20 protein-coding genes and 1 tRNA gene are annotated in these 19407 nt (G+C 72.4%); 16 read left to right on the top strand and 5 right to left on the bottom strand.

Annotation, left to right across the window (positions count from 1 at the left end; all coding sequences use genetic code 11):
* The first annotated feature begins 2 nt into the window (after positions 1-2).
* On the top strand, positions 3-950 hold the full coding sequence (locus ACQ143_RS14305) for an aldose 1-epimerase family protein (protein ID WP_449571376.1): 948 nt from the start codon (positions 3-5) through the stop codon (positions 948-950).
* 169 nt (positions 951-1119) lie between these two features.
* Here the strand turns inward: ACQ143_RS14305 and ACQ143_RS14300 are convergent, their stop codons facing one another.
* Complete coding sequence (locus ACQ143_RS14300) at positions 1120-1959, bottom strand: SDR family NAD(P)-dependent oxidoreductase (protein WP_449571375.1); 840 nt, start codon at positions 1957-1959, stop codon at positions 1120-1122.
* 67 nt (positions 1960-2026) lie between these two features.
* Between ACQ143_RS14300 and ACQ143_RS14295 the strand changes: the two genes are divergently transcribed.
* Positions 2027-2638 (top strand): asparagine synthase, encoded by a 612-nt coding sequence (locus ACQ143_RS14295; protein ID WP_449571374.1) that lies wholly within the window; start codon positions 2027-2029, stop codon positions 2636-2638.
* A gap of 38 nt (positions 2639-2676) precedes the next feature.
* Positions 2677-2749: transfer RNA gene (locus ACQ143_RS14290), tRNA-Arg, on the top strand.
* Positions 2750-2859: 110 nt separating this feature from the next.
* Here ACQ143_RS14290 and ACQ143_RS14285 read toward each other — a convergent pair.
* Complete coding sequence (locus tag ACQ143_RS14285) at positions 2860-4062, bottom strand: MFS transporter (protein ID WP_449571373.1); 1203 nt, start codon at positions 4060-4062, stop codon at positions 2860-2862.
* Between the two features lie 115 nt (positions 4063-4177).
* Between ACQ143_RS14285 and ACQ143_RS14280 the strand changes: the two genes are divergently transcribed.
* From ACQ143_RS14280 to ACQ143_RS14225, 12 genes are all read left to right on the top strand, one after another.
* Positions 4178-4405: an RNA-binding S4 domain-containing protein gene (locus tag ACQ143_RS14280; protein ID WP_449571372.1), complete on the top strand. Its 228-nt coding sequence runs from the start codon at positions 4178-4180 to the stop codon at positions 4403-4405.
* A 138-nt stretch (positions 4406-4543) separates the two neighbouring features.
* Positions 4544-5125, top strand: a complete 582-nt coding sequence (locus tag ACQ143_RS14275; RefSeq protein ID WP_449571371.1) for a MarR family winged helix-turn-helix transcriptional regulator — start codon at positions 4544-4546, stop codon at positions 5123-5125.
* Complete coding sequence (idi, locus tag ACQ143_RS14270) at positions 5122-5661, top strand: isopentenyl-diphosphate Delta-isomerase (protein WP_449571370.1); 540 nt, start codon at positions 5122-5124, stop codon at positions 5659-5661. The genes ACQ143_RS14275 and idi overlap by 4 nt, the downstream gene beginning before the upstream one ends.
* On the top strand, positions 5658-6746 hold the full coding sequence (locus ACQ143_RS14265; RefSeq protein WP_449571369.1) for a polyprenyl synthetase family protein: 1089 nt from the start codon (positions 5658-5660) through the stop codon (positions 6744-6746). The genes idi and ACQ143_RS14265 overlap by 4 nt, the downstream gene beginning before the upstream one ends.
* The gene (locus tag ACQ143_RS14260; RefSeq protein WP_449571368.1) at positions 6743-7651 is read left to right on the top strand and encodes a phytoene/squalene synthase family protein; all 909 of its coding nucleotides are present in this window, start codon (positions 6743-6745) and stop codon (positions 7649-7651) included. The genes ACQ143_RS14265 and ACQ143_RS14260 overlap by 4 nt, the downstream gene beginning before the upstream one ends.
* Positions 7648-9273 carry a phytoene desaturase family protein gene (gene crtI, locus ACQ143_RS14255; RefSeq protein ID WP_449571367.1) on the top strand — a complete coding sequence of 542 codons (1626 nt, stop codon included), beginning with the start codon at positions 7648-7650 and terminating at the stop codon, positions 9271-9273. The genes ACQ143_RS14260 and crtI overlap by 4 nt, the downstream gene beginning before the upstream one ends.
* Positions 9270-9614 (top strand): lycopene cyclase domain-containing protein, encoded by a 345-nt coding sequence (locus tag ACQ143_RS14250; RefSeq protein ID WP_449571366.1) that lies wholly within the window; start codon positions 9270-9272, stop codon positions 9612-9614. The genes crtI and ACQ143_RS14250 overlap by 4 nt, the downstream gene beginning before the upstream one ends.
* Complete coding sequence (locus tag ACQ143_RS14245) at positions 9611-9940, top strand: lycopene cyclase domain-containing protein (protein ID WP_449571365.1); 330 nt, start codon at positions 9611-9613, stop codon at positions 9938-9940. Before ACQ143_RS14250 ends, ACQ143_RS14245 begins: the two co-directional genes overlap by 4 nt.
* Positions 9937-10839 carry a prenyltransferase gene (locus tag ACQ143_RS14240; protein WP_449571364.1) on the top strand — a complete coding sequence of 301 codons (903 nt, stop codon included), beginning with the start codon at positions 9937-9939 and terminating at the stop codon, positions 10837-10839. The genes ACQ143_RS14245 and ACQ143_RS14240 overlap by 4 nt, the downstream gene beginning before the upstream one ends.
* 44 nt (positions 10840-10883) lie before the next feature.
* On the top strand, positions 10884-12047 hold the full coding sequence (locus ACQ143_RS14235; RefSeq protein WP_449571363.1) for a type III polyketide synthase: 1164 nt from the start codon (positions 10884-10886) through the stop codon (positions 12045-12047).
* A complete protein-coding gene (locus tag ACQ143_RS14230; RefSeq protein WP_449571362.1) occupies positions 12044-12772 on the top strand; it encodes a methyltransferase domain-containing protein in 729 nt (242 codons plus the stop codon). The genes ACQ143_RS14235 and ACQ143_RS14230 overlap by 4 nt, the downstream gene beginning before the upstream one ends.
* Entirely contained in the window at positions 12772-14007 is a 1236-nt protein-coding gene (locus tag ACQ143_RS14225) for an FAD-dependent oxidoreductase (RefSeq protein ID WP_449571410.1), read from the top strand. The genes ACQ143_RS14230 and ACQ143_RS14225 overlap by 1 nt, the downstream gene beginning before the upstream one ends.
* Positions 14008-14033: 26 nt before the next feature.
* Here the strand turns inward: ACQ143_RS14225 and ACQ143_RS14220 are convergent, their stop codons facing one another.
* Together ACQ143_RS14220 and ACQ143_RS14215 are read right to left on the bottom strand one after the other, a co-directional pair.
* Positions 14034-14897 carry a UbiA family prenyltransferase gene (locus ACQ143_RS14220; protein WP_449571361.1) on the bottom strand — a complete coding sequence of 288 codons (864 nt, stop codon included), beginning with the start codon at positions 14895-14897 and terminating at the stop codon, positions 14034-14036.
* On the bottom strand, positions 14898-16394 hold the full coding sequence (locus tag ACQ143_RS14215; protein WP_449571360.1) for a DUF3459 domain-containing protein: 1497 nt from the start codon (positions 16392-16394) through the stop codon (positions 14898-14900).
* A gap of 82 nt (positions 16395-16476) precedes the next feature.
* On the opposite strand from ACQ143_RS14215, the gene ACQ143_RS14210 reads away from it, so the two are divergent.
* Positions 16477-16842, top strand: a complete 366-nt coding sequence (locus ACQ143_RS14210) for a VOC family protein (RefSeq protein WP_449571359.1) — start codon at positions 16477-16479, stop codon at positions 16840-16842.
* Positions 16843-17100: 258 nt separating this feature from the next.
* Here ACQ143_RS14210 and ACQ143_RS14205 read toward each other — a convergent pair whose 3' ends face one another.
* A complete protein-coding gene (locus ACQ143_RS14205) occupies positions 17101-19176 on the bottom strand; it encodes a prolyl oligopeptidase family serine peptidase (protein ID WP_449571358.1) in 2076 nt (691 codons plus the stop codon).
* Between the last annotated feature and the right edge of the window lie 231 nt (positions 19177-19407).

Raw genomic sequence — 19407 nt, 5'->3', positions numbered from 1 at the left:
CGATGGCACGCACCCCCCTTTCCGGCACGCAGTACACGCTTCGGGCGGGTGATTACGAAGCCGTCATCGCGAGTGTCGGCGCATCGGTTCGTGGGCTGTGCCATGACGGGCGTGACCTGGTCGTCCCGTTCGAGCCCGACGAGGTGCGGCCGGCATATCGCGGCGCGACGCTCGTGCCGTGGCCGAACCGCGTCGTCGACGGACAGTACACCTTCGGCGGCACCGACTACCAGGTGCCGCTGACCGAGCCCGGGCGCGGTCACGCCCTGCACGGGCTCGGCGCGTGGCTCGACTACGAGGCGATCGACCGCGGTCCCGACCATGTCGCTCTCGCCGCCACGATCGAGGCGCAGACCGGCTACCCCTGGCGCGTGCGCATCGAAACCACGTTCGCCCTCAGCGCCGATGGATTGACGCAGACGGTGCGCGCGGTCAACGAGTCCGACGCGCCGGCGCCGTTCGGCACCGGCCCTCATCCGTACCTCGTGGCCGGGCCGGGCGAACTCGACTCGTGGACGTTCGAGCTGGCCGCAGCACGGGTGCTCGAGGTCACGCCCGACCGCCTGTCGCCGGTGGGGCTGCGCCCGGTCGGTGTGGATGCCGCACGCTTCGACTACCGCGCGGGACGCACGCTGGGGCCGGTCGAGATCGACCACGCCTACACGGGGCTGACCCCCGACGCCGAGGGATCGTACCGCGTGCGCCTGACCGACCCGGCGGGCACCGGCGTCGAGATGGTGTGGGATGCCGCGTGCCCGTGGGTGCAGGTGCACACGGCCGACCAGCCCACCGGCCCCGGAACGCCGGGCCACCGGGCGGGCCTTGCCGTCGAACCCATGACCTGCGCGCCCGACGCGTTCAACGCCGACCGGTACGACTTCGACGCGGGGCTTCTCGTGATCGAGCCGGGCGAGGCCGTCGCCGCTTCCTGGCGCATCGCCGCGCTCTGAGCGCGCGCCGCGTGGTCCCCAAGTTCACAGAATCGCATGAACTTCGCAGAGAATCCGCGAAATCCTGCGAACTTGGTGCGATTCTGCGAACTTCGTGGATGCCGGTGCGCGACGGCCACGCCGGTGCCTGACGGCCCCGCCGGGCCGGCATGCGCCCGCCCGCGACGTCTCACCGCACAGGCGTCGTCGTGTCGATCGCGTCGCGCAGCGGGCGCCGCATGAACGCCCAGTAGCGCGTCGGCGTGAGGCGGCTGAGCACGTCGACCAGCCGCGCTTCACGCCCGATCATGGTGCGCGCCCGGCGGCGCAGCACCGAGTCGACGATGCGGGCCGCGGCATCGGCCGGTTCGGTGTGGTACATCCGCGCCTGGGCCTCGGCCGCTCGGGCAGCGATCTCGGGGTCGAGCGCCGCGGCATAGCGGCCGTGCAGGATGATGCCGGTCTTGACGCCGGCCGGGTAGATCGCCCCCACGCTCACGGTCGTGTTCTCCAGCTCGTGCCGCAGCGCTTCGGTGAACCCGCGCACGGCGAACTTGCTGGTCGCATACGGGATGCGTCCGGCCGGCGCGGCCAAGCCGTAGATAGACACCAGGTGCGCGATGTGCGCCTGCGGCGCGGCGCGCAGGGCCGGCAGAAGCGCCTGGGTGATGTTCACGGTGCCCCACAGGTTCACGTCCATGAGCCAGCGCATCTCGGCCATCGTGAGCTGGTCGATGCTGCCGAGCATCGACGATCCGGCGCAGGTGACGAGCACGTTGATGCGGGGGTGGAATGCCGTGATCTCGGCCACCGTGGCGGTGACGGCGTCGTCGTCGGTGAGATCGACGGCGTGGGTGGTGTGACCGGCTCCGGACAGGGTCGCGGCCACGGCGGCAAGACCCTCGGCGTTGCGGTCGACCAGGGCGATGCGCGCGCCCTCGGCGGCAAGCCGGCGCGCCGTCTCGGCCCCCATGCCGGCGGCCGCTCCCGTGATGACGCTGGTCGCATCCTGGACTTCTAGTCGTGGCATCCTCGCCCCTCTCCGTCCTTCGATTCTGGTGCACCCGCGGCCGTAGGATCGAAGGGAGGGGGTGTCCGTGGCCGAGCAGCAGAAGCCGAAGCGCGTGCGGACGCGCGATGTCGTCGCCGAAGGCCTGTACATCGCGTCGGCGGCCACCCGGCTCACCCTCAAGAATCGGATTCTGGTCGACATTCTGGCCGAGGGGGAGGACTTCGATTCGGAGCGCTTTCTGCCCGAAGCCCGCGCGGCGCTGCTCATGCTGGCCGACGAGGCGGAAGCCGACGCCGAGCGCACCGAGGCCGAGCGCAAGCGGGCGCGGCGCCGCCACTCCGACTCGGACGGTACGCACGACTACCGCAGCCGGGATGTGCGCAACCTGCGCCGCCGCGAGCGGCAGTCCCGGCATGTCGCCGAGCGGCTGCGGGAGCGCGCCGAAGACGAGGAAGAGCTGCGCAAGCTCGTGGCCGACGCGCGGGACGCGGCCTGGGCGGAGGTCGCGAAGAACATCGACCGGACGCTGCGCATCGAAGCGGCGCGCCCCGACCTCGAGCCCGACTACGAGCGCATGCGCGAGGCCCGGATGCAGGCGCTGCGGCTCGTCGATCTGCCGAAACTGCGCGCCCATCGCCGCAGCGTCGAGAAGCAGGCGGAGAAGCGGGAGGCCGATTCGGCGGATGGCTCCGCGTGAGGTAAGCTGTTCGACGGCCATCCCGCAAGGAATGCCACGCGCCTCTAGCTCAATGGATAGAGCATCTGACTACGGATCAGAAGGTTGGGGGTTCGAGTCCCTCGAGGCGCGCACTGTGTTGAGACAGTAGAAAAGCCCCGGTCGCCCGGGGCTTTTCGCTTGTCCGGGCGCTCTAGGGGTTGCCGTGGCGACAGAGCGGTCCGAGGGCGCTGTCGCCAGACTCACGCAACCGGGTCGTGCTGACGCACGAGGCGGTTGAGGCGCTCGGACATGGCGAGCCCCAGCACCAGGAGTGCGGCGAGGAAGACGGGCAGGATCCACAGACCCGTCCACACCGAGATCGCGCCGAAGAGCGGGGGTGCGAGCGTCGAGCCGGTGTAGGCGGCCGCCATCTGGATGCCGATGATGGCCTGCGAGTTGCGGCGCCCGAAGTTCACGGGGGTCGAGTGGATGATCGCCGGGTAGACAGGCGCGCAGCCGAGCCCCACGATGACGAGTCCGACCAGGGCCAGGACGGTGGTCTCGACCGGCAGCGCGAGCAGGACGATGCCGAGCCCGACGGTGAGGAATCCGCCGCGGATCATCCAGCGGTCGCCCACCCGGTCGGCGACGAAACCGGCCAGGAACCGTCCGACGGTCATCCCCAGCAGGAAGAGCGCGCCGAACGCGGCCGCAGCCGCGGCATCCACGTCGCGCACGGTGGCGAGGTACGTCGACGCCCAGAGGATCGCGGTGCTCTCCAGCGCACAATAGGCGAGGAAAGCCGCGAGGATCAGCCCCACCCCGCGGATCCGCAGCGCCTGGGCGAGGGGGACATGAGAGGTGCTCGGCGTCGCCGTATCGGCGTCGTCGTGCTGCCCGGCAGGCACGATCGGGTTGACCTTCGTCCATAGCGGGAGGCTGATGAGCAGCCCGAACGTGAGGACGGCCTGGATCACGCCGACGATGAGGTAGGCCCCCGGCCAGCCGGCGCCGCCGGTGATCGTGAAACTCATGATGAACGGGCTGATCGAGGCGCCGAGGCCCCACGAGGCGTGCAGCCAGTTCATGTGCCGCGCGGCGTAGTGCAGCGCGACGTAGTTGTTGAGCGCGGCGTCGACCGCCCCGGCGCCCAGACCGTAGGGGATCGCCCACAGACAGAGCATCCAGAACGAGTCCGACGCGGAGAATCCGAGCAGCGCCGCCGCCGTCATGCCGACGCTGACCGCGGTCACCAGGCCGGCACCGAACCGGCGGGTGACCCGCTCGGACGCGAGGCTCGACAGGATCGTGCCGCCGGCGATGATCATGGTGATGATGCCCGCGAAAGCGATCGGCACGTCGAGATCGCGGTGCATGACCGGCCAGCCGGCGCCGACGAGCGAATCGGGCAGGCCGAGGCTGATGAACGCGATGTAGATGATCGCGAGCAGGAGGGAGTACACGGCCGGACGGCGCCTTTCATCAGGGGGACCGATCTACTCTACGAACTCGCGCGGACCTTGGTCGCTCCCACACCGGGCCCCGCCGGAGCATCGGCGCCGGCGCTACCATGCGACCATGGGCAACCCGGCACCGATCGACGACGTCTCCATCGGCGGAGAAGGCATCCGCCTGGGGCAGTTCCTGAAATTCGCCGGCATCCTCGACTCGGGTGGTGACGTCAAGGAGGCCATCATCGACGGCTTCGTGACCGTGAACGGAGAGGTCGACCGCCGCCGGGGACGACAACTGCAGCTCGGCGACGTCGTCGAATACGAAGGGCGTCGCGTCCGCGTCTGCGCGTGACGGCGGGCAGCGCCCTACGCGCGCCGCGGTCCTCCCGACAAGGGGCTTGTAAATTCCGGTCGGACCCATTTTACTAGCCAGGTAACTAATAAACCTGGTTAGGAATATCCCATGTATTCGCCCGACGTCCAACGGATCGTGGAATCTCTGCATGACCACGCGCTGATGGACCCCGGGGGCACGCTGCTCGACCGTACGGGTCTCGGACCCGCCGACCTCGACGGGATCAAGCAGGTGCTCGATGCGCTGCGCGCGTGGAAAGCCGAGGAGGCGCGGCAGAGCCGCGCGTCCAGCGAGTACATGGCCCTGCCCGAGCGGGACATGCACGCGGTGCGGTTCATCATCGGGGGCGAGCGCGCCGGCATCGTCGTCACGCCGGCGATGGTCGCCGAGTACCTGGGAATCACCAGTGCCGCCATCACGAAGATGGTCGACCGGCTCCACGCGCGCGGGCACATCGATCGCTCCGCGCATCCCCGTGACCGCCGCGCGGTTGCGCTGCGGGTGACCCCGCAGACGCGGGAGAGCGCGCGCAGCGAGGTCGGGGTCAAGCACGCCCGGCGCTTCGCCGCCGCCGCCCGGCTGACCGCGACCGAACGCCGCATCGTCACCCGCTTCCTCACCGACCTGGCCGCGCCGCCGGCCGACACCGACACCGACACCGCGGGTGAAGCCGACGCCCCTCACGCCGCCACCGCCACCGAAGGGACCTCCCCATGACCGAACAGGTCGTGCTGCTCGACGACGACGGCCAGCCGATCGGCACCGCCGACAAGGCCACCGTGCACACCGCCACCACGCGGCTGCACCTCGCCTTCTCGTGCCACGTCCGCAATCGGCGCGGGCAGGTGCTGGTCACCCGCCGTGCGCTGAGCAAGCCGACGTGGCCGGGGGTGTGGACCAACGCGTTCTGCGGGCATCCCGGCCCGGGGGAGGACCCCGAGGAGGCGATCGCCCGCCGCGCGCGCACCGAACTGGGCATCGAGGTGCGCGACATCGCACTGCTCCTGCCCGACTTCCGCTACGAGGCGGTCGACGCTTCCGGCATCCGCGAGAACGAGGTCTGCCCCGTCTACACGGCGGTCACCGACGATGAACCGCGGCCGCACTCCGAAGAAGTCGCCGAGTATCGGTGGGCCGACGCCGGCGACCTGGCCGCCGCGCTTGCGCACGCGCCGTGGGCGTTCAGCCCGTGGCTGGTATGGCAGGACGAACAGCTCCGCACGCGGGGCCTGACGACAGGAGGGATGCAGTGACCGTCGCCATCGCCCACCGCGAGCGCAGCTCCGGTGTCGACCACTCGGCGCTCGACACCCGGATGCGCGGCCTGCTCGCCGACCTCCGGAAACGGGCGAGCATCCACCACCCGCGATTCGAGGAGATGAGCGCCGTCATCGAACGGCTCACCCTCGGCGGCAAGAAGCTGCGGCCGGCCGTGTTCAACGCCGCGCTGCGCGGTCTCACCGGCGACCGCACCGCCGCCACCGACCGCGACGCGGTCGACGTGGCCTGCGCTCTCGAACTGCTGCACGTCGCGCTGGTCGTCCACGATGACGTGATCGACAGTGACGTGCTGCGCCGCGGGGAGCAGAACGTGTCGGGCCAGGCGCGCGACGCGGCGATCGCCCTCGGCGCGTCGGCGGCCAGTGCCGAAGGCTTCGGCCGGGCGGCGGGCATCATCGCCGGCGATCTGCTGCTGAGCACCGCACTCTCTCTCGTGGGGGCATCGGACTACGACCCGGCCACCCGCCGCGCGCTGATCACCCTGTTCGAGCAGACGATCTTCGCATCGGCCGCCGGTGAGCACGCCGACGTGTGGTTCAGCCTCGGGCTCGAAGAAGCCGACGCGACCCGGCTGCTGCGCACGATCGAGCTGAAAACGGCCTGTTACTCGTTCCAGGCGCCGCTGGAGGCTGCCGCGATCCTGGCCGGCTGCGACGCCGACACCGTCCGGCGCCTGCGGGGCATCGGCTGCGGGCTCGGCATCGTGTACCAGCTGCGCGATGATGTGCTCGGGGTCTTCGGGTCGACGGATGCCACGGGCAAGACCGTCAGCGGCGACCTGCGCGAGGGGACCCAGACCCTCCTGGTGGCCCTCGCCCGCGACACCCCGCAGTGGCAGGCGGTGGCGCACCGGTTCGGCGCCGCGGACCTCGACGAGGCCGATGCCGAAGCGCTGCGCGCCGCGCTCGACGACAGCGGCGCGCGCGAGCGCGTCGAGCGGGCGATCGAGGCCGAGTGCGCGGTCGTGCGCCGCCGCATCAGTCGGGGCCGCTTCTCTCCGGAGATGACCGGATTCCTGCTCGACCTGCTCGAGCGCTGCGCGGAGCGGGACCGATGACCGCGGTGTCCGACCCGCCGGTCGACGAGGCGGGGCTGCGCCGGTACGACGCCGCCGCGGTCGCCGCCGCCACCTTGATACTGCGGCGCTACTCGACGTCGTTCGGCCTGGCCACCCGCCTGCTGGCACCGCCCATGCGTCCGCACATCGCCGCGGTGTACGGCCTCGTGCGCATCGCCGACGAGATCGTCGACGGGCCGGCGGCAGCCGCCGGGCTCGACGTCGACCGCCGCCGCGAGATGCTCGACCGGCTCGAAGCGGACGTGCGGGCCGTCCGCGACGGGGGCTACAGCGCCAACCTCATCGTGCACGCGTTCGGCCGCACGGCGGACCGCTTCGGCATCGGCGAAGACCTCACCGCGCCGTTCTTCGCGTCGATGCGCGCCGACCTCTCGCTCACGTGCTGCACGCCCGAGGAGTTCGACCGGTACGTGTACGGATCGGCCGAGGTCATCGGTCTCATGTGCCTGCGCGTGTTCACCGGTGTCGAGCTGTACACCGGCCCGGACGCCGCGGCGCGCACGGCGCGACTGGAGGAGGGAGCGCGCCGCCTGGGCTCGGCCTTCCAGAAGATCAACTTCCTGCGCGACCTGGGCGACGACGTCCGCACGCTCGGCCGCTCATACTTTCCCGGTGTCGTCGACGGGGTGCTCGACGAGCAGACGAAGGCGGACATCACGGCATCCATCCGCGCCGATCTCGACGCCGCCGCCCGCACCCTCGCCGAGCTGCCGCGCGGCGCCCGCCCGGCCGTGGCCGCTGCCCACATGCTGTTCGCGGCGCTGACCGACCGCGTCGAGAAGACGCCGGCCGACACCCTGCTCGAACAGCGCGTGCGGGTGCCCGACCCGGTCAAGCTGACCATCCTGGCCCGAGCGCTGCTCCGCCGCGGGGGCCGCCAATGAACCGCCATGAGCCTCGGCGCGTCGTCGTGATCGGCGGGGGCATCGCGGGGCTGGCCAGCGCCGCACTGCTGGCCCGCGACGGACACGACGTCACCCTGCTCGAACGCCACGACCAGGTCGGCGGCCGCGCCGGCCGATGGCAACAGGACGGGTTCGTGTTCGACACCGGACCGTCGTGGTACCTCATGCCCGAGGTGTTCGAGCACTTCTTCCGGCTGTTCGGGACGACCACCGCCGACCACTACGACCTCGTCCGGCTCGACCCGGCGTACCGCGTGCTGTACGAGCCGGAAGGGGCCGCCCGCTCTGCCGCACAGCTGGTCATGCGCGCCGACCGCGCGGCCACGATCGCCACCTTCGACGAGGTCGAACCCGGGGCCGGCGCCCGCATCGCGCGCTACCTGGACTCGGCCGCCGACACCTACACCACCGCCGTCGGCGCCTTCCTCTACAACCCGTTCGTCGACCCGCGTGGCCTGGCCCGCCGCGACGTGCTGCAGCGGCTCCCGCGCCTGGCCAAGTTGCTGACGACCTCACTGCACCGCTACGGCGCGAAGGTCGCGGCCGACACCCGGCTGCAGCGGATCCTCGACTACCCCGCGGTCTTCCTCGGCGCCTCGCCGTACACCGCGCCGGCGATGTACCACCTGATGAGCCACATGGACCTCGCCGACGGCGTGTTCTACCCGCGCGGCGGATTCCGCGCCGTCATCGCCGCGATCGAGAAGCTCGCGCGCGCCCAGGGGGTCCGCATCATCACCGGTGCCGAGGCGACGCGCATCACGACGCGGCAGGGCCGGGTCACCGGTGTCGAGTGGATGCCGGCGGCCGCACCCCTGGCATCCCGTTCGTCGGAGGCCACGCACCTGTCCGCCGACCTCGTGGTCTCGGCCGCCGACCTGCACCACACCGAGACCCGGCTGCTCGACCCCGCCGACCGGGACCGCCCACCCCGCCACTGGCGGCGCCTCGACCCCGGGCCCAGCGCCGTGCTCGCCATGCTGGGTGTCACCGGCAGCCTGCCCCAGCTCGACCATCACACCCTGCTGTTCGCCCGGGACTGGAAGCGCGGGTTCACCCAGATCTTCGGACCGGACCGCGGTGTGCCCGACGTGCCGTCGCTGTACGTGTGCAAGCCGAGCGCGAGCGATGACAGCGTGGCCCCCGCCGGTCACGAGAACCTGTTCGTGCTGGTGCCGGTGCCCGCCGACCCGGGCCTGGGTGCCGGGGGCGTGGACGGTGGCGGTGACGCGCGCGTCGAGCAGGTGGCCGACGTCGCCATCGCGCAGATCGCCGACTGGGCCGGCATCCCCGACCTCGCCGACCGGATCGTCGTGCGCCGCACGGTGGGGCCGCGCGACTTCGAACGCGACTTCTCGTCGTTGCGCGGGGGCGCGCTCGGGCCCGCGCACACCCTGCGCCAGAGCGCGTTCCTCCGGGGGCGCACCGCCTCGCGCAAGGTCGCCGGGTTGCTGTCGGCCGGGGCCACGACCGTGCCGGGCATCGGGCTGCCGATGTGCCTCATCAGCGCCGAACTCGTCCTCAAGCACGTGCGCGGCGACCGCACGGCCGGGCCGCTTCCCGAGCCGGTCGGCGCCGCGACGGCGGAGGCGGCACCGTGAGCTGGGTGTACCCGGTCGCCCTGCTGATCTCCCTTGCGGGCGTGGGCACGCTCGACGCGCGGTACCGGCTCTTCCTGTGGCGGCTGCCCCGGCGCGCGGTGCTCGTGGTCGCGCTCGGATTCGCCTTCTTCGTGGTCTGGGACCTCGCCGGCATCGCCCTCGGGCTGTTCCGCCACCTCGACTCGCCGTATGCGACCGGGGTGATGGTCGCCCCCCACCTGCCGATCGAGGAGCTCGTCTTCCTGGTGTTCCTCAGCTACCTGACGATGGTGCTGCTGTTCGGATGCCGGCGGATCACCGCGCAGGTGCGCTCCCGGCGGGTGGAACGAGGCGTCCGATGACCTCCGTCATCCTGAGCATCGTGTTCCTGCTCGCCGCGCTCGCCGTGCTGGCGGCGGGGCTGATCCGGTCCGGACGCGCTGCGGCGCTCCTGCGTGACTGGTGGCCGGCGGGGGCGCTGGCCGCCGTGATCCTGCTGACCCTCACGGCGGTGTTCGACAACATCATGATCGCGGTGGGGCTGTTCGACTACGACTGGGAGAACATGTCGGGTCTGATCCTGGGGCGGATGCCGGTGGACGACTTCGCGTACCCGCTCGCCGCGCTCCTGCTGCTGCCGGGCCTGTGGCTGCTGCTGAGCCCGCGCCGCGGTGAGGACCGGTCGTGATCGGCACCCGGCGGGCGAGCCTGCCCCGCGCCCTGCTGCTGGCCTCGCGTCCGGTGAGCTGGATCAACACGGCGTTCCCGTTCGCGGCGGTCTATCTGCTCACCACGGGGCGGATCGACCTCGCCCTCGTGGTCGGCACGCTGTTCTTCCTGATCCCGTACAACCTCGCGATGTACGGCATCAACGACGTGTTCGACTACGCCTCCGACCTCGCCAACCCGCGCAAGGGCGGTGTCGAAGGAGCCCTGCTGCCGCCGGACCAGCACCGTGCGGTGCTGGTCGCCGTCGCGGTGACCACGCTGCCGTTCGTCGCCGTGCTCGTCGCGCTCGGAGGCCCGGCGTCGTGGCTCGTGCTGGCGGTCAGCCTGTTCGCGGTCGTCGCCTACTCGGCACCGGGCCTGCGGTTCAAGGAGATCCCGTTCGTCGACTCGGTGACCTCGAGCGCGCATTTCGTCACGCCGGGACTCTACGCCGCGGCCCTGGCCGGCACCGACATCACCGCCGGGTTCGTCCTGTTGTTCACGGCGTTCTTCCTGTGGGGCATGGCCAGCCACGCCTTCGGCGCCGTGCAGGACGTCGTGCCCGACCGGGAGGGCGGCATCTCTTCGATCGCCACGGTGCTGGGCGCCCGCTGGACGGTGCGCATCGCGGTTGCCCTGTGGCTGGCCGCCGGCATGCTCGTGCTCTGGCTGCCCTGGCCGGGCACGCTCGCCGCCGCCCTGTGCCTGCCGTACGTGGCGACGGCGCTGCCGTTCGTGAACGTGACCGACGCGCAGTCCCCGGTCACCAACCGGGGCTGGCGGCGCTTCCTCGTGCTCAACTACGCGTGCGGATTCCTCGCCACGATGCTGCTGATCTGGTGGGCCGCGACGGGCGGCATAGCGTCCCGGGGCCCATGATGCAAGGCCGCGACGGATCGCCTGCGATGTGGTGGAGTGGCACCATGACCGCGCGCATCGTCTCGATCGCCACGGCGGTTCCGTCCACGCACATCCCCCAGGAACACGTCCGCGACCTGTTCGTCCGGCAGCCGTGGGCCGGCCGGCTCACGCAGCGCCTCATCGGTGCCGCGTTCGACGCTGCCGCGATCGACACGCGCCACACCGTCCTCGCCGAACTCGGTCCCCGCCCGGCCGCCCCGGTCGACCCCGCCGCACCCTTCCTCGACGGCGAGGGCGTGCTCCTCTCGCCCGGCACCGGGGCCCGCAACGACCTCTACATCGCCCTGGCGCCGCCGCTGTCCGCGCGCGCCGCCCGCAACGCGCTGGAGGATGCCGGCGTGACGACCGACGAGGTCACCCACGTGGTCACGGTGTCGTGCACCGGATCGTTCGCGCCCGGACCGGACTACCGGTTGGTGCGCGACCTGTCGCTGCCGACGACGGTCGAGCGGTACCACCTCGGGTTCATCGGCTGCGCCGCCGCGTTCCCCGCCCTGCGGCTCGCGGCGCGCATCACCGCCGCGCAGCCCGAGGCGGTCGTGCTGGTGGTGTGCACCGAACTGTGCTCGCTGCACATCCGCGCATCCGCCGACCCCCAGCAGATCGTGGCGGCCTCGGTGTTCGGCGACGGTGCTGCCGCCGCCGTCGTCACCGCCGACCCGCGCGTCGGCGCCGACGGCGGACTCGAGCTCGACCGGTTCGGCACCGCACTCACCTCCGAAGGTGAGGAAGACATGGTGTGGACCGTCGGCGACCACGGCTTCGACATGACCCTGTCGGCCGAGGTGCCGCGCATCATCGGCCGGGAGATCCGCGCCGCGGTGAGCGACTTCTTCGCGGGCGACGCCGCGCCGACGGCATGGGCGGTCCACCCCGGAGGGCGCAGCGTGCTCGACCGGGTGGAGCAGGGGCTCGGACTCGACTCGACCGCGCTGGACCACTCACGGGCGGTGCTGCGCGACTTCGGCAACATGTCCAGCGCCACCGTCCTGTTCATCCTGCAGCGTCTGCTCGCCGACGACGCCGTCGGCGACGGCGCCCGCATCGGCGGGCTGGCGTTCGGCCCCGGTCTCACGGTCGAATCCATGGCCCTCACCAAGCGGCAGGGGCTCGACCCGGCGCACCTCGCCGGCGAGCGCGCGGCGTTGGCGGCCGGACGCAGATGAGCCTCGCCACCCGCGCCGCGACCCTCACCGAGTTGATGGACGACCCGGACTGCGACCCGGTGCGCCTGCGGGCGACACTGCGCAGATTCGACGTGGTCAACCGGCTCGTGGCGGGCTGGGGCGTGACCTACCGGGACGTGCTGCGCCCGTATCTGGCCGGGCTCGACCGCCCTGCGCGGGTGCTCGACCTGGGCTCGGGCGGCGGCGACCTGGTCTGCCGTCTCGCCGGCTGGGCGCGCCGGGACGGCCTCGACGTGCACTGGGTCGGTGCCGACCCCGACCCCCGTGCCCACGCCGTCGCGCTCGAACGCGACGCCGACCCGGCCGTGAGCTTCCGCTGCGTGGATGCCGGGGCGCTCGTGCGCGCCGGCGACGCGTTCGACATCGTCGTGTCGAACCACGTCCTGCACCACCTCGGAGCCGACCTCGAGCCGTTCCTCACCGACTCGCGGGCGCTCGCCCGCACCCTGGTGGTGCACGGGGACATCGCGCGCAGCCGGCTCGCCTACGGCCTGTACGGCGTCGGCATCCTGCCGCTGGCGCCGGGCACATTCCTGCGGACGGACGGGCTGCGCTCGATCCGGCGCAGCTACACCCCTGATGAGCTGCAGCAGGCGCTCGAGCGACAGGCGCCGGGGGCGTGGGAGGTGCGCGTCCCCGCACCGTTCCGGCTGCTCGCCGTCGCTGCCGGCACCGCCGATGCACGCGGCACCGCGGCGACGTGATGCCGGGCCGCGGGGATGCCGGGGGCGGGACGGCGCGCGTCGACGCGGACGTGATCGTGGTGGGCGCCGGCCCCGTCGGCATGCTGCTGGCGGCCGAACTGGCCCGCCACGGTGTCGACGCCGTCGTGCTCGAGCGTCGGCGGGCAGCCGGGAGCGGCACGCGTGCGATCGGTATCCATGCCCCCGTGCTGGCCGCCCTCGAACCATCGAGGGTGACCGACGAGCTGCTCGCACACGCCGTGCGCGTGCGGCGCGGGGAGGCGTGGGCAGGTGGTCGCGTGCTGGGCGTCGTGCGGTTCGACCGGATCGATTCGCGGTTCCCGTTCGTGGCGACCTTGCCGCAGGCCGAGACCGAGGCGGCGCTGGTGCACCGCGTGCCGGCGGTGCGGCGCGGCGTGGAGGCCGAGCAGGTGACACGCGCCGGCGATGTGGTGCACGTGCATGCGTCGGGCGACGCGGGACCGGTGGAGCTGTCCGCCCGGCTCGCCGTGATCGCCGCCGGTGCGGCCGGCCGCGCACTCGTCTACCGACCGGGTGCGCTGCGCGGGCGGGAGTACCGCGACCGCTACCTCATGGCCGACGTGCCCGACGACGACGGCTCGGGCTTGGCCTTGAGCGGCGGCGGCGGGGATCGCGACGACGGCGGCCCCCGTCCGGATCGCGACGTCGCCCTCGTCCACCTCGACGCCGGGGGAGTGCTCGAGTCGTTCCCCCTGCCCGGGGGCCTGCGACGCTTCGTGGCGTGGGACCACCCCGGCGCCGACCCCTCCCCGGCATCCCGCACCGCGCGCCTGCGCAGTGCCCTGCGGCTGCGCGACGAGGCCGCGGCGGCGCGGGTGACCTCAGCCACGGCGTTCGGTGTGCGCCGGCTCATCGCGCCGCGCCTGCGCACCGGCCGCATCTTCGCGATCGGCGACGCCGCGCACGAGGTGAGCCCCATCGGCGGGCAGGGCATGAATCTCGGGCTGCTGGACGCCGCGCGCCTGGCCCCGCTGCTGGCCACCTGGCTGCGTCACGGCGCGGCGCCGGAGGCGCGGCTGCGGGAATGGGAGCGACGCCGCGTCGCCGCAGCGCGCACAGCGGCGCGGCTGGCCGCCGTGAACACCATGCTGGGGCGTCCGATGCCACACGTCTTCGACGCCGTGCGCCGCACCACCGTGCGTGCGATGCTCGGCCCGGCGACCGGCCCCCTGCTCGCGCGTGCCTACGCCATGCAATTCGACCGCGACGCCTGACCGTGGCATGCCCCGCTGCGCGCACTTCAGGCGCTCAGGCTCCCGCCCGAGAGCACGAGCTGCACGGCCAGCAGCAGCGCCGCGAACATGACGAGCCGGAACAGCAGGCGGCTCGGCGGCCACCCCAGCGCGCGCACGACGGTCGCCAGCGCGACGGCCACGACGGCGCCGAAGCCGATCCACGCCACCACCGCCACCTGCGCGACCGCGCCGCCGGTCGGGCCCAGCAGCACGGCCACGGCCCCGGCCACCACTCCGAGCGCCGCCACCACGGCCGACAGCCGCGGCCCCAGCCGATGCGGCAGCCCGCGGATGCCCGTGCGCGCGTCGTCCTCCAGGTCGGGCAGCACGTTCGTCAGGTGCACCGCGGCGCCCAGCGCCGCACCCGCGACCCACGCCCACCCCGCCGCGAACGACGGCTCGGCCGCCGACAGCGGCGCGAAGGAGGGGAACACGCCGAAGCTCACCACGAACGGGACGATTGACGCCGCAGAGGCCTTGAGCCCGGCGTTGTAGGCCCAGGCGCAGCCGAGCGCGAGGGCGTGCGCGGCCAGCATCCGCCATCCCAGCGGCACCGACAGCAGCAGCGCCAGGCCCAGGGTCGCGAACGCCGCGAGCGTGGCCGTCCGGTCGCTCACCGCGCCGCGCGCGACCGGCTTGTCGGTACGGCCGACCGCACGATCGCGCCCCGCATCGAAGGCGTCGTTGGAGAGGCCGACCGAGAGCTGCCCGCTCTGCACCGCCGCCGTGAGCAGTCCCAGACGCCAGGGTTCCAGACCCACCGCGACGCCGAGCGCGAGCGCGAGCACCGTGACCACGAGGGTGGGGCCGGGGTGCGATGAGGCCCATAGCGCCGCCCAGACCTGCGGCCGCGCCGCCGTCGCCCCCATCTAGAGCGGCCTGACGCGCAGCCACACGAATCCGTGCGGGGGCAGCGCGATGCCCTCGTCGAGGTCGATCGCCACCCCGTGGACCAGGTCTTCGGCGTCGCGTTCGAACCCCGACAGCGTCAGCGGATCGACGAGAGCGTCCAGCTCGCCCACGTTGGCGAGCACGAGCACCACCGACTCCGGGCCGGGCCGCTGGAACCCGAGCACCGAGCCGGCCGGCACGTGGAATCCGATCAGCTCATCGCCGGCGAACTCGTCCGCCGCCTGCCGCGCGGCGATCAGCCTCGTCACGCGTCGGAAGACCCGACCGGCCGGGGTCCCGGCATCCCCTCGCTCCGCGTAGCGGTCGCGCGGCTTGTTGCCGCGGTGCACCCAGCGCGGATCGTGACGGCGTTCGGGGTCGTCGGCGTACGTGGGGTCGTTCAGCTGCGCCACCTCGTCGCCCAGGTACAGCATCGGCAAACCGCCCATCGAGAACGTCAGGGCGTGGGCGAGCAGGATGCGGGCCTCGCCGCTGGCGTCGCCGGCCTCGACCCCGGCGAGGGATGCCGTGGTCCCGGCCACCTGCGTTCCGTCGGTGTCGAGGAAGGGCACGCCGCGCGCGAAACTGCCGGGCTCGCGGCCCAGGTAGAAGTCGGTGAGGAAGGCGCGGTGGGCGTCGTCGATGCCGAGGGCGCCGTCGGCCAGGCTCCAGTCCAGGACCTCGGCGTCGCGGACCGCGACCACGCGCACGCGCGCCGCTTCGGCCGAACGCGTTTCGAGCGCCCGCTGGAGACGTCGCGGATCGCGGGTGGCGAGCGCGTCCCAGATCAGCAGGCCGGCGGTCCGGTCGGGAGCCCACCGGCATCCCGTCGCTTCGTCTATGCCCACCAGCTGCACCGACGGGGCGGCGAGGGCCAGCACCGCGGCCAGCACGGCGATCTGGTCGCCGTCACCGTCGACGCGCAGCAGGTCGACGCCCAGGTTGGCCAGCGCCAGGGCATCGGCGATGGGGTCGGGGCCTGCGGGCAGATCCAGGGAGAGGGCGATGCCGGCCAGGCGCAACGCGGCGGCCAGGTCGGCCAGGCGGGCGAGGCTGCCGATACCCGGATCGACGGTGCGTGCGTCGATGAGCACGTCGGACAGGTGCAGGACGGTCACGCCCAGCTCGCGCAGGTAGGCGGTCTCATCATGCATGCCGGCGAGGTTGCCGGCGTACCGGGCCGGCGAACAGGTCGCGCCGAGCGCGCGCTGCGACCGGTATCGGTCGAGGGTGCTCGCTCGTCGATCGTGCACCTTGAGGTCGATCGGGCGCTGGTTCCACGAGGCGGATGCCGCTTCGACCAGGGCCGTGAGCTGTTCGAGGCCGTCGTCGGCGGCCGTGCGCGCGAGCGCGTCGTGCAGGCGGGGGAACCCGGCATCCAGTCGCTCGCGGAAGGCGTCGTCGACCGGCCCGAGCGCGTCGAGGGACTCGTCGACGGCGACACGGTCCTCGTCGACCGTGGTGAGCGTGGTCATGGCGATGAGCTCCTCCTGCCTCCAGACTAGGGGGAGGCCCGGTCGGGTGCGACGGGCCGGGCGACCACGATCGGAGACCGCCATGAACCTCCTGCAGATCGCGCAGCACGTCGACGACCTCGACCAGGCGTCGGAGTTCTACACGACGCTGCTCGACCGGCCGCCGCTGGCGCGCTTCGACGAGCCCGGCCTCGTGTTCTTCGACCTCGACGGCACGCGCCTGCTGCTGGACAGGGCCGCGCCTTCGGCGCACATCTACCTGCGCGTGGACAACGTGCATGTGACGCTGGAACGGCTCGACGGCCTGGTCGAGGTCATCAGCCCGCCGCGGGTGATCTACACGCACGACTCGAACCTGCTCGGCCCGGAGGGACACGAGGAGTGGCAGGCGTTCATCCGCGACTCCGAGGGCAACACCGTCGGGCTCGTGGCGTTCCAGAAGCCCTGAGGGCGTTGCGCGCGGCGGGGTTGCGCGCGGCGCCCCAGGCGTAAGTTGGCGCATATGTGGGGTATCGCGAGGGGACAAGCCCCCTACGCGCCAAGTTGCGAGGTTGCGCGCGGCGCCCCCAGGCGCAAGTTGGCGCATATGTGGGGTATCTCCAGGGGATAAGCCCCCTACGCGTCAAGTTGCGGGGTTGCGCACGGCGCCCCCAGGCACAAGTTGGCGCGTATGTGGGGTATCACCGCGGGATAAGCCCCGGACGCGTCAAGTTGCGGGCGCGGCGGGCCGCGTCAGGACGGCGTCGAGGAACGCGTGGATAGTCGCATGCAGCGCGGCGGTCGCGGCGTTGTCGATGGTGCCGGCGTGGCCGCCCTCGACCGGCTCGAGGTAGTACGCCTCGGCGCCGGCCTCCTCGCGCAGGCGCGCGGCCATCTTGCGCGCCTGCACCGGGCCGACCCGGTCATCGCTGGCGGCCGCGTAGATGAGCGAGGGCGGGTACGAGCGCTCGGGGTCGACGAGGTGGTACGGCGAGAACGTGCGGAGGAACTCCCAGTCGGCGGGCACGTCGGGGTCGCCGTACTCGGCGATCCAGCTCGCCCCGGCCGACAGGCGGGTGTAGCGTCGCATGTCCAGCAGTGGCACGCCGCAGACGACGGCGCCGAAGTCGTCGGGGTACTGCGTGAGCATGTTGCCCACGAGCAGTCCGCCGTTGCTGCGCCCGTGGCATCCGATCTGTGGAGGCGTGGACACGCCGCGGGCGACCAGATCCCGGGCGACGGCGACGAAATCCTCGTACGCGCGGTGCCGATTCTCGCGCAGCGCCGACAGGTGCCAGCCGGGCCCGAACTCTCCGCCGCCGCGGATGTTCGCGACCACGAACACCCGGCCCTTCTCGAGCCATGCCGGGCCGACGAGGCTGGGATACTCCGGCGTGAGTGCGTGTTCGAACCCGCCGTAGCCGCTCATGAGCACGGGCAGGGTCGTGTCGAGTTCGCGCGGGCCGACCTCGAAATAGGGGATGCCGGTGCCGTCGGCGCTGGTGGCCCAATGCTGCGTGGCGACCAGGCCGGTGGCGTCGAAAGCGGGCGCTGCCTGCTGCACGACCCGGGGGTCGCCGACGACGGCGTCGGTGACGATGAGCGTCGGCGGAGTGAGGAACCCGCGCGCCACGACCCACAGCTCGTCGTCGACCTCATCGTCGAGGGTGACGACGCCGGAGGAGAACAGGTCGTCGGCGCCCAGGTCGAGTTCCAGTGGGGTGTGGGCGATAGCGCCCTCGGGCCCCGAGAGGGTGGCGGGATCGACGGCGACCAATCGGGACTGCACCCGGTCGAGCACGGTGAGCACGAGCCTGTTGCGCGTCCAGCACCAGGTCTCGAGTACCGCGTGCTCGGTGGGCGCGAAAGCGACGCGGAGCGCCGAGCCGTCGCCGGTGGTGAGGGTGTGGAGCGGACCGACCAGCAGCGTGCCGCCCGGGTGCGTCGCGCCGGCCACTTCCCAAGGGGTCGTCGTGCGCACGGCGACGAGATCACCGTGGATGTCGACGCGCGCGTCCTGCGGTGCGTGGACCGTGACCGGTTCGGGCATCGTGGCCGAGTCTGCGGCATCCCACGTCCAGACCTCGAAATGGAAGAAGTCATGTGCGACGACGACACTGGCCGCATGCCGGGCCGGGTCGGTGGAGAGGAAGACGCCGACGTCGGCGCGGGCGCCTTCGACCACGGTCTGCGCGTTGCGCAGGGGCGTGCCGCGGCGCCACACCCGCGCGGAGATCGGGTAGCCCGAGTCGCTCACCGCTCCGCCGTCGAGTGCGCTCGCCACCAGCAGGGTGTCGGGGGCGAGCCAGGCGACGCCGTGCTTGTGGACGTCGAGGCGGAACGGCTCGTCGTCGACGAACGCGACCTTCTCGAGGTCGAACTCGCGGACCACGACCGCGTCGCCACCGTCGGGACTGAGTCGCACGAGGGCTCGGCCGCTGCCCGCGGGTCCGTGGACGGCGCCCCCGAAACTCCACGGCGTGCCCTCGGCGCGGCCAAGCGCATCGAGGTCGAGCAGCACCTCCCATTCGGGAGTTCCCGCGGTGAAAGCCGCACGGGTGGTCCGGCGCCACAGCCCGCGCGGGTTGTCGGCGTCGCGCCACAGGTGGTACATCAGGTCGCCGTGCCGTGCGGGCACGATGAGCCGGTCCGGGTCGTCGAGGATGTCGCGCAGCCGGAGTTCGAGTGCCTCATCGTGGAAGGCCGCCTCGGTCTCGGCGGTGCGCTCGGCCGCCCAGGCCAGCGCCTCGGGTGCGGTGATGTCCTCAAGCCAGAGGTGGGGATCGGCTGCGTCGTGGATCACCTCGTCAGCCTATGCCGCAGCGCGGGGCTCCGAGCCCGCGAGGACTCGGCGCCTCTTGGGCCTGTGCTCGCGCGGAAGTTGGCGCGTGTATGGGGTATGACGTGGGCAGATTCAGGGGGTCAGTGCAACACCTGAATCTGGAGGTGGGGCGTGGGTCCTGAGGTGTTGTTGGAGTCTCGTGTGGGGGTGTTGCGACTGGCGGTGTCGGTGGGCAGCGTGCGGGAAGCGGCT

The sequence above is a fragment of the Microbacterium pollutisoli genome (genome assembly GCF_053586795.1).
This window is presented reverse-complemented; position numbering and strand designations above follow the sequence as displayed.

What these genes read in the sequence shown, in the direction of transcription:
- crtI (WP_449571367.1), top strand. Translation starts at nt 7,648, where the DNA reads ATGAACCGCCATGAGCCTCGGCGCGTCGTCGTGATCGGCGGGGGCATC.
- idi (WP_449571370.1), top strand. Translation starts at nt 5,122, where the DNA reads ATGACCGAACAGGTCGTGCTGCTCGACGACGACGGCCAGCCGATCGGC.
- ACQ143_RS14300 (WP_449571375.1), bottom strand. Translation starts at nt 1,959, where the DNA reads ATGCCACGACTAGAAGTCCAGGATGCGACCAGCGTCATCACGGGAGCG.
- ACQ143_RS14215 (WP_449571360.1), bottom strand. Translation starts at nt 16,394, where the DNA reads ATGACCACGCTCACCACGGTCGACGAGGACCGTGTCGCCGTCGACGAG.
- ACQ143_RS14225 (WP_449571410.1), top strand. Translation starts at nt 12,772, where the DNA reads ATGCCGGGCCGCGGGGATGCCGGGGGCGGGACGGCGCGCGTCGACGCG.
- ACQ143_RS14230 (WP_449571362.1), top strand. Translation starts at nt 12,044, where the DNA reads ATGAGCCTCGCCACCCGCGCCGCGACCCTCACCGAGTTGATGGACGAC.
- ACQ143_RS14305 (WP_449571376.1), top strand. Translation starts at nt 3, where the DNA reads ATGGCACGCACCCCCCTTTCCGGCACGCAGTACACGCTTCGGGCGGGT.
- ACQ143_RS14280 (WP_449571372.1), top strand. Translation starts at nt 4,178, where the DNA reads ATGGGCAACCCGGCACCGATCGACGACGTCTCCATCGGCGGAGAAGGC.
- ACQ143_RS14245 (WP_449571365.1), top strand. Translation starts at nt 9,611, where the DNA reads ATGACCTCCGTCATCCTGAGCATCGTGTTCCTGCTCGCCGCGCTCGCC.
- ACQ143_RS14220 (WP_449571361.1), bottom strand. Translation starts at nt 14,897, where the DNA reads ATGGGGGCGACGGCGGCGCGGCCGCAGGTCTGGGCGGCGCTATGGGCC.
- ACQ143_RS14235 (WP_449571363.1), top strand. Translation starts at nt 10,884, where the DNA reads ATGACCGCGCGCATCGTCTCGATCGCCACGGCGGTTCCGTCCACGCAC.
- ACQ143_RS14260 (WP_449571368.1), top strand. Translation starts at nt 6,743, where the DNA reads ATGACCGCGGTGTCCGACCCGCCGGTCGACGAGGCGGGGCTGCGCCGG.
- ACQ143_RS14210 (WP_449571359.1), top strand. Translation starts at nt 16,477, where the DNA reads ATGAACCTCCTGCAGATCGCGCAGCACGTCGACGACCTCGACCAGGCG.